Origin of the sequence: Shimia sp. (genome assembly GCF_041624275.1) — a bacterium.
Taxonomy (GTDB): domain Bacteria; phylum Pseudomonadota; class Alphaproteobacteria; order Rhodobacterales; family Rhodobacteraceae; genus Shimia.
In genome coordinates this window covers 1-8,517 of the sequence record NZ_JBFJVE010000144.1, presented here as the reverse complement: position 1 = coordinate 8,517, position 8,517 = coordinate 1, and the positions used below count along the sequence as shown (strand labels likewise).

The 8,517-nt window shown below is 66.2% G+C and carries 8 protein-coding genes; 2 read left to right on the top strand and 6 right to left on the bottom strand.

Annotated features, from left to right (window positions below; genetic code table 11):
• On the top strand, nt 1–1,933 hold a 1,933-nt coding region (locus tag ABZD10_RS11400), incomplete at its 5' end, for a hypothetical protein (protein ID WP_372886612.1).
• On the opposite strand, the gene ABZD10_RS11395 is transcribed toward ABZD10_RS11400, so the two are convergent.
• From ABZD10_RS11395 to ABZD10_RS11385, 3 genes are all read right to left on the bottom strand, one after another.
• Complete coding sequence (locus tag ABZD10_RS11395; protein ID WP_372886610.1) at nt 1,900–2,616, bottom strand: sulfotransferase family 2 domain-containing protein; 717 nt, start codon at nt 2,614–2,616, stop codon at nt 1,900–1,902. The two genes, ABZD10_RS11400 and ABZD10_RS11395, sit on opposite strands and share 34 nt — an antisense overlap.
• Before the next feature lie 119 nt (nt 2,617–2,735).
• Nucleotides 2,736–3,353, bottom strand: coding sequence for a sugar transferase (locus ABZD10_RS11390; RefSeq protein ID WP_372886608.1), 618 nt, complete (start codon nt 3,351–3,353; stop codon nt 2,736–2,738).
• Nucleotides 3,350–4,213, bottom strand: coding sequence for an NAD-dependent epimerase/dehydratase family protein (locus ABZD10_RS11385; RefSeq protein WP_372886607.1), 864 nt, complete (start codon nt 4,211–4,213; stop codon nt 3,350–3,352). Before ABZD10_RS11385 ends, ABZD10_RS11390 begins: the two co-directional genes overlap by 4 nt.
• A gap of 139 nt (nt 4,214–4,352) precedes the next feature.
• Here ABZD10_RS11385 and ABZD10_RS11380 point away from each other — a divergent pair, with 139 nt between their 5' ends.
• Complete coding sequence (locus ABZD10_RS11380) at nt 4,353–5,474, top strand: polysaccharide biosynthesis/export family protein (protein ID WP_372886606.1); 1,122 nt, start codon at nt 4,353–4,355, stop codon at nt 5,472–5,474.
• A 68-nt stretch (nt 5,475–5,542) separates the two neighbouring features.
• Here the strand turns inward: ABZD10_RS11380 and rfbA are convergent, their stop codons facing one another.
• The 3 genes from rfbA to rfbB are packed head-to-tail and all read right to left on the bottom strand — an operon-like array spanning nt 5,543 to nt 8,354.
• Entirely contained in the window at nt 5,543–6,430 is an 888-nt protein-coding gene (gene rfbA, locus ABZD10_RS11375) for a glucose-1-phosphate thymidylyltransferase RfbA (RefSeq protein ID WP_372886605.1), read from the bottom strand.
• A complete protein-coding gene (rfbD, locus tag ABZD10_RS11370) occupies nt 6,427–7,287 on the bottom strand; it encodes a dTDP-4-dehydrorhamnose reductase (protein ID WP_372886604.1) in 861 nt (286 codons plus the stop codon). Before rfbD ends, rfbA begins: the two co-directional genes overlap by 4 nt.
• 2 nt (nt 7,288–7,289) lie before the next feature.
• Nucleotides 7,290–8,354, bottom strand: a complete 1,065-nt coding sequence (rfbB, locus tag ABZD10_RS11365) for a dTDP-glucose 4,6-dehydratase (RefSeq protein ID WP_372886602.1) — start codon at nt 8,352–8,354, stop codon at nt 7,290–7,292.
• Nucleotides 8,355–8,517 lie beyond the last annotated feature (163 nt).

The window sequence follows — 8,517 nt, the reverse complement described above, 5'->3', positions numbered from 1 at the left end:
GATACAGACCGCCCATCGCGCCGAACAGGCCCGCATGCGCTGGCAGGCGGGCAAGATCGACGAGCTGAACGGGCTGTTTCACGACCGCAACCTGCGGATCGACCGGCTGAAGCTGGCGCTGGAGCATCAGCGCGCCGAATTCCTCGCCTCGCGCTCCTGGCGGGTGACCGCGCCGCTGCGCGCCGTGACAAGCAGGATCCGGGCGCTGCGCAATGCCACCCGGTTCTTTCGCAAAGCCAGCGCCAGCAAGGGCGGCATGGTCTCGGGCGGCAAGGCCGCGGCGCGCATCCTGGTTCAGGAAGGCCCGGCGGGTCTGCGCCAGCGCATGGCCAGCGGCCAGTCCGCCCCGGCGCCCCTGGCACCGGCCCATGTCGACCCGCTGGCCTGTTTCATCGCCGCCACGCCGCATGTCACCAGCCTGGCCCGGCTGATGCAGAAGGTGCTGACCGAAGAGGGCTATCGCGTCACAGTGCGCGGCGATCTCGCCGGCGCAGAAAACGCCGGCCATGTCTTCGTGATCTGCCCGCAGATGTTCGACAGCCTGCCCGATGACTACATCGCGGTGCAGATGGAGCAATCGGTCAGCTCGCGCTGGTTCACGCCCGACTATTTCGCGCGGCTGACCGGCGCCCGGGCGGTGATCGACTATTCGCTGCGCAACATCGCCTTCCTGCGCCAGAACGAGGTGCCGCTGGCGCAGCTGCATTACGTGCCGCTGGATGTGGACCGGCGGCTGCTTCCGGCCGAAGAGACCCCGCGCAGGGGCATTCTGTTTTATGGCGATGACAAATGCCCGCGCCGCCAGCGTATCCTGGCCGCGGTCGCAAAGGTCTATCCGGAGCTGGAAATCGTCAGCAACCTGTTTGGCGAGGCGCTCGAAGAGGCGCTGCGCGGCGCGGCGGTCATCCTCAATGTGCATTATTACGAGGGCGCGCTCCTGGAAACCACGCGCATCTATCAGGCGCTGAGCTACGGCACGCCGGTGGTCTCGGAGGAAAGCGCCGATCAGGACGAGCACCGGGGGCTGGACGGGGTGGTCGATTTTGCCCCGGTCGGCGATGTCGAGCGCCTGATCGCGCTGTTGCGCCCCTATGCCGAGGATGGCGCCGTGGCGGCGCAAAAACGCCAGGAGGTGGCGCGTTTTGCCGCCCGTGCGGACAACCGGTTCGAGATGTTCTTCCGCCGCTTCCTGCTGGCCCAGACCATGATCGGCTATGACGGGTTTGCTGCGCGCGCGCCCGGATACCCCCGCGAGATCGGCAGCGATATGAATTTCTGTCTCAGCCTGCCCGAAACCCCCGAGCGGCGCGCCCTGTTCGAAAGCCAGGGCCGGCAGGAGTTCACCGTCTGGAACGGGCTGAAAGCCAGCCCCGGCTGGGTCGGTGCGGCGACCAGCTATCGCCATATGTTCGAGCGCCTCACCGCAAGCGGTGCGGATCGGGCCATCATCTGCGAAGATGACGTGCTGTTCCCCGAAGATTATGCGACCCGCCTGGCCAGTGTGGAACGCTATCTGGAGCGCCATGAATGGGACGTGTTTTCAGGCTTCATCGCCGACGCCCACTCGGACCTCGAGATCCTGAGGGTGGAAGAGTTCGAAGGCCAGACCTTCGTCCATATCGACCGCACGGTGAGCATGGTCTTCAATATCTACAATCGCGACATCATGGCCTTCCTGGCGAAATGGGACCCGAGCAATCGCGATGTGCACAGCAACACCATCGACCGCTATCTGGAAAGCCATGGCGACACGCGGGTCATCCTGACCCTGCCCTTCCTGGTTCAGCACCGCCCCGACGCCCAGTCCACCATCTGGGGCTTTGACAACACCCAATATGACGAGGTCGTCGAGCAGAGCGAAAAGCTGCTGGCCGAGAAGGTTGCCGCCTTCCGCCGGGCTCAGGGTGCCGACAGTGACCGTGCGGCGTCGTAAAGCGCCCATTCGTCACTGACACAGCGCTCTATCGCGGTTTTTTCCGCCTCTGAAAGCTCCTTCCAGAGAACCCGCTTTTGCGACTTGTTCTGAACCCTGTCGGGAAGGTCGGCATCGTGATTGCCGAAATAGGCCGCAACCGAACGATAGAAACCCGGCATATCCTCCAGCGTGCCCACCACCTGAAACTCCCCGAGGTTTCTAATCGCCTGGGCGCTGATACGGTCCATCGTGGCGCCGTTCTTCAGCCGTAGTTCGCGATGCCGCGCCGAATAGCCAGAGGCAATCTGCCAGGTCTGGGCATTGTCGATGTTCATCCGGATCGCCGGGTGATCCGAGTTGAAGAATTCCAGAACCGTCTTGCCCGAGGAAATCTGCGGCGAAATGACCGGAACATTGCCCCCGGGATGCTGGCTGTATGAATAGAGAGACAAAAGCCGCTCTATCGGATGGCGCATCAGCACAAAGCAGTCGGCCTGCGCCGCGCGCACGAATTCAAAACCCAGATGCGACATGAACAGCATCGGCGCGCGGGGTTCAAGCCGCTCATATCTCGGAAAGTGATGCAGCTCGGTTTCCGGAAAAATATCGTCCCGATTCACCTGCCGCGCAATGAAACTCCGCACGGAGCTGCCGCCAGCCTTGGGGACATGAACAAAGACAATATTCTTGGACAGTGTCATCAGTAAGTCATCTCTGGAAATTATGCTGTGCGGATCGCGTTTATTGTGTGTGCTTAGCCCGGCCCAGACAGGTTTCCAATCCCTTTTCTGGGCGCGCCCAACCCGCCACCGCAGGCCAGTCACCCCCGGCGTTTTGGCAACACCCTGCCCGCGGTGCGCGCGATCAGCCAGAGGTCGAAACACAGGTTGCGGTGTTCTTGATAGATCAGGTCCAGCCGCGCCTTGCGCGGCACGCAGGCGCGCACATAGATGGCATCGGTCTCGGCCGCATCGCGCGCCCCGGCCAGCAGCCGTTCCTCGTGGCGGTGATAGACCAGGGTGGCCAGACCGGTGATGCCGGGGCGGCTGCGCAGCACCCGGCCATAGAGCGCCGGGAAACGCTCGACATATTCACGCAGCGGCGGGCGCGGGCCGACGAAGCTGAGGTCGCCGCAGAGCACGTTCCACAGCTGCGGCAGCTCATCAAGGCGGGTTTTGCGCAGGAACAGACCCGGTTTCGTCACCCGCGCCGCCTTGTCGCCGCCCGAGACCCCGGCATTGTCGTCCGACGGGGCCATGCTGCGCAGCTTCCACAGGGTAAAGGGCTGCTCCGGGGTCTTCATGCGTTCCGACAGGTAAAACAGCGGCCGCCCATGCGCCAGCCAGAGCCAGGGCAGCAGCAGCGCCAGCACCGGCAGCACCAGCAGCGCCAGCAGCAGCGCCAGAACCACATCGAACAGGCGTTTGGTGACAGTCATTCCGCTTTGACCTCTGTTTTTCGAAACTGGGCCACCATCTCTGCCGCGCGGCTGTCGGCGGCGGAAAACCGGTAAAGCTGTTGCAGGCGGCGGGTGTCCAGCACCAGCCGGGCAATGGCCGTCGCCGGCGCCGCGCGCGGCTGCCAGTCCAGCCCCGCCGCCCGGCACAGATCCTGCATCTCGACCGGCTCGGGCGCGGCGACATTCAGAAGCGCCGGCAGCGCCTGCCCCGCCGTCGCCCGCGCCATCAGCGCCGCCAGCACCCGGGCCAGGGTCGCCGGGCCGATATAGCTGCGCAGCGGCGAGCGCCCGTCGGCGAAGCGGTCCAGCCAGACCGGCCCGCCGCCGGCCGCGCCGATCAGCGCATCGGCGCCGACAATATTGCCCAGCCGCAGGAGGCTGACCCCCGGCGCCGAGGCACCTGCCGCCTGCTGCCAGTTCAGCGCCGCGGCTTCCATCTCGGCCTTGGCCCGGCCATAGGCCCCGGAGGGGGCCGGCGGGCTGGTTTCATCCTGCGGGTGATCGGCCGCGCCATAGACCGCGGCGCTGGAGATCAGGAACACATGGCCCACGCCCGCCTCCCGCGCCGCCTCCAGCGCGGCCAGCGCCAGACGGCTGTTGTCGGCAAAATCCACCGCCGCCCCGGCGCGCGCGGCATGGGTCGGCACCACCCCGGCAAGGTTCAGCACCACATCGGCCCCGGCGCAGAGGGCGGCCAGTTTTTCCGGGTCTTCCAGCAGCGGCATCGCGACCACATCCAGCCCCGCCACCGGGCCCCGGCTCTGCCAGGTCAGCCGCGCCGGGAAATCCTCGGGCCAGGCACGGGACAGCAGCCGCGCCAGGCGGCTGGATGCCCCCAAAACCACAATCCTTGGAAGATGCTCGAAACGGTTGCCGGAAACGATTGACCCCATGCTCTCAGCCAGTATCTTGCGGGCCACGAAAATCCAAACGATTTCATGGATCAGCCGCGCGAAAGCGACACCTGGTGGGGGCCGGATGCACAAATTGATTCGACTGACGGCCATCCTGGGCCTGGGCCTGGTGCTGGCGGCCTGTTCCCTGCCCCGCGCCGCGCCGATGGAACGCGAGGTGCTGAAAGGCGCCGATGACGAGAACCCGGGCTTTGCCGTCTACGCGGTGACCCGCGACACGCTGCCCGCCCTCAGCCGATGGCCGCGCACCGGCGAGACCGAGCCGACCAGCGGCTGGATCCCGCACCGGCGCGGCCCCGCCGACCAGCTGATCGCCCCCGGCGATGCGCTCGACATCCAGATCTGGAGCAGCGAGGAGAACTCGCTCCTGGTGGCCTTCGAGGAGAAATCCGCCGCCCTGCCGACCAGCATCGTCTCTCCGGCGGGCACGGTGTTCATTCCCTATCTCGGCGATGTCCTGGTCTCCAACATGACCCCCGGCGATGCGCGGCACTCGATCCAGACCCGGCTCGAGGCCCAGATTCCCGCCGCCCAGGTGCGGCTGGTGCTGGTGCCGGGGCGGCGCAACTCGGTCGATCTGGTGGGCGGCGTGGCGTCGCCCGGCAGCTACCCGCTGCCGGACCGCAACTTCACCGTGCTGGGGCTGATCGCCCGCGGCGGCGGGGTGCAGGCGGCGCTCGAGAACCCGCAGGTCCGCCTGCAGCGCGACGGCCGGATCTATGGCATCTCGGTCGACCGGCTCTATGCGACCCCGGCCATGGACACCACCCTGCGCGGCGGCGACAAGATCATCATCGAGGAAGAGCAGCGCTATTTCCTCAGCCTCGGCTCGGCCGGGCGGCAGAACATCATCCTGTTTGACCGCGACCGGGTCACCGGGCTCGAGGCGGTGACCCTGGCCGGCGGGCTGCACAACCAGCGCGCCGACCCCAGGGGCATCCTGGTGCTGCGCGAATACCCCGCCAGCGCCGTCGGCACCGGCGAGGACAACCGCCGCCCGCGCCACCGCAACGTGGTGTTCTCGATGGATCTGACCACCGCCGAGGGGCTGTTCAGCGCCAAGAACTTCGAGATCAACCCCGGCGATCTGGTGCTGGCCACCGAAAGCCCGGTGGTCAACGTGCGCACCATCTTCGGCCTGTTCGGCAGCGCCCTGGGCCTGTCGGTGAGCGCCAGCAACCTGTAACCCGCCAGGCCCGGCGGGCCAGCCGATGGCCTCGGGAGATCCCCGGAAGCCCCCCGGAAGACCCCTGTCTAGTCCAGCAGGCCGCGCAGATATTGCCCGTAATCGTTCTTGGCAAAGATCTCGGCCCGGGCCAGCAGATCGGCGCTGCTGATCCAGCCTTTCTGATGCGCGATCTCGTCGGGGCAGCCGGTCTGCAAGCCCTGACGCAGCTGCAGGGTGCGCACGAAGTTGCCCGCATCCAACAGGCTGCCATGGGTGCCGGTATCAAGCCAGGCATAGCCGCGCCCCATGCGCTGCACCGTCAGCGCGCCCGCGTCCAGATACTGGCCCAACAGACAGGTGATCTCCAGCTCGCCGCGCGCCGAGGGCCTGACCCTGCGGGCCCGCTCGGGCGCCGTGCCATCAAGGAAATAAAGCCCGGTCACCGCATAGTGCGAGGGCGGCACCTCGGGTTTCTCGATGATCGCCCGGGCCTGGCCCTCGGCGTCGAAATCGACTACCCCATAGCGTTCCGGATCGGCGACGTGATAGCCGAAGACCGTGCCGCCGCTGGGCTGCCGGTCGGCGCTTGCCATCAGCTCGGGCAGCCCGTGACCAAAGAAGATATTGTCGCCCAGCACCATCGCCGAGGGCGCGCCATCGAGAAAATCCTCGGCCAGAAGATAGGCCTGGGCCAGCCCGTCGGGGCTGGGCTGCACGATATAGGTCAGGCGCACCCCCCACTGGCTGCCGTCGCCCAGAACCTGGCGAAACTGCGCCTGATCCCCCGGCGTGGTGATCACCGCGATCTCGCGGATGCCGGCCAGCATCAGCACGCTTAAGGGGTAATAGATCATCGGCTTGTCGTAGATCGGCAACAGCTGTTTCGACAGGCCGATGGTGATCGGGTAAAGCCGGGTGCCCGAGCCCCCCGCCAGAATGATGCCTTTGCGCTGTGTCGTCTGTACCTGTGTCATGAAAAGGCCTTTTGCAAATCGTTTAACACCGCGCCCAGGCTCTCTCGCCAGTCGGGGCGCGGGATGGAAAAATCTTTCTCTAAATCACCGCAATCCAGGCGCGAATTGCCCGGACGCCGGGCCGGGGTCGGATAGGCGCTGCTGGGAATATCGCTGACCGCAACGTCAAGCCCGGCCTGGGCAAATGTTTCGCGCGCGAAACCCGCCCAGCTGACATCCGGGGCGCCGGCATAGTGATAGGTGCCGCTTTTGCCCTGCCCCGCCACCAGTTGCCGCGCGATGCCGAGACAGGCCGCCGCAATATCCGCCGCCGCCGTCGGCCCGCCGATCTGGTCGGCGACGATGGTCAGCCTCTCGCGCTCGGCGCCAAGGCGCAGCATGGTCTTGACGAAATTCTGCCCATGGGCCGAGAACACCCATGAGGTGCGCAGGATCACATGCCGCCCGCCGGCGGCGCGCACCCCCTCTTCGCCCCTGAGCTTGCTGCGCCCATAGGCGCCCAGCGGGCCGGGGGCATCTGCCGGGCGCCAGGGCCGCGCGCCCCGGCCGTCGAACACGTAATCGGTGGAGATATGGATGAAGGGAATGCCCTTGGCGGCCGCCGCCCGCGCCATCGCTGCCGGCGCCGCGCCATTGATGGTCATGGCCAGCGCCTCTTCTTCCTCGGCGCGGTCGACGCCCGTATAGGCGGCGGCATTGATCACCGCGTCGGCGTCAGAGGCGGCAATCAGTGCCGCGCAGGCTTCGGGGTCCGAGAGGTCGGCGGCGGCGCGGTCCAGCGCCACCACCTGATCCGGGGCCTGGCGCTGCAATTCCCGCGCCACCTGGCCGCTTTTGCCAAAGACCAGCAGCTTCATCTTCAGCCCCCCGCTTTCTGACCCGTGCCCTGATCTGTCCCAAGCCGCCTGCCGACCCCGTCACGGGCCTGCAGCGCCTGCCACCAGGGGGCATTGTCCAGATACCAGGTCACGGTCTTCTCCAGACCCTCTTGCACCGTCACCGAGGGCCGCCAGCCCAGCTCGCCGCGAATGCGGCTCGGGTCGATGGCATAGCGCAGATCATGGCCGGGGCGGTCGGCGACGAAGGTGATAAGATCGGCATGCGGTGCGCCTGCGGGGCGTTTTTCGTCCAGAATGGCGCAGATCATGCGCACCAGATCGATGTTGCTGACCTCATTCTCGCCACCGATATTATAGCTGCGCCCCAATTCGCCTTTTTGCAGCACGGTCAGCAGCGCATCGGCGTGATCCTCGACATAGAGCCAGTCGCGCACGTTTTCGCCAGTGCCATAGACCGGGATCGGCTCCCCGGCCAGCGCCTTCAGGATCACCACCGGCACCAGCTTTTCCGGGAAATGATAGGGGCCATAATTGTTGGAACAATTGCTCAGCACCACCGGCAGCCCATAGGTCTCGCCCCAGGCCCGCACCAGATGGTCCGAGGCCGCCTTGGAGGCCGAGTAGGGCGAGTTGGGCGCATAAGGGGTGGTTTCGGTGAACTGGCCGCTGGGCCCGAGGCTGCCAAAGACCTCATCGGTGGAGATATGGTGAAAGCGGAAATTCTCAGGCTTGCCCTGCCCATGCCAATAGGCGCGCGCCGCCTCGAGCATGTTGTAGGTGCCGGTGATATTGGTATCGATGAAATCGCCGGGCCCGTCGATCGAGCGATCCACATGGCTTTCGGCGGCCAGATGCATGACGGCATCGGGGCAATGGGTCGCAAAGATCCGGTCCAGCGCGGCGCGGTCGCGGATATCGGCCTGTTCGAACGCATATCGGGGCGAGCGAGAGACCGATTTCACATTGTCGAGACAGGCGGCATAGGTCAGCGCATCGAGGTTCACCACCGCATGGCCCCGGGCCACCGCAAGGCGCACCACCGCCGATCCGATAAAGCCGGCGCCGCCGGTGATCAGCAGTTTCATGATGCCGCCTCCTCATAGGTGAAAGGGCTGTCAAATATCTGGCCACGGCCAAGGCGATGGTGGTCCCCGACCTGCGCCCGATGCGCGTCGACCGGGTGGTCCCGCGCGCGCTGCCCGGGCTCAACCTGCGCAACCGCGTCGACGTCTCCAACTTCCTGCCGAT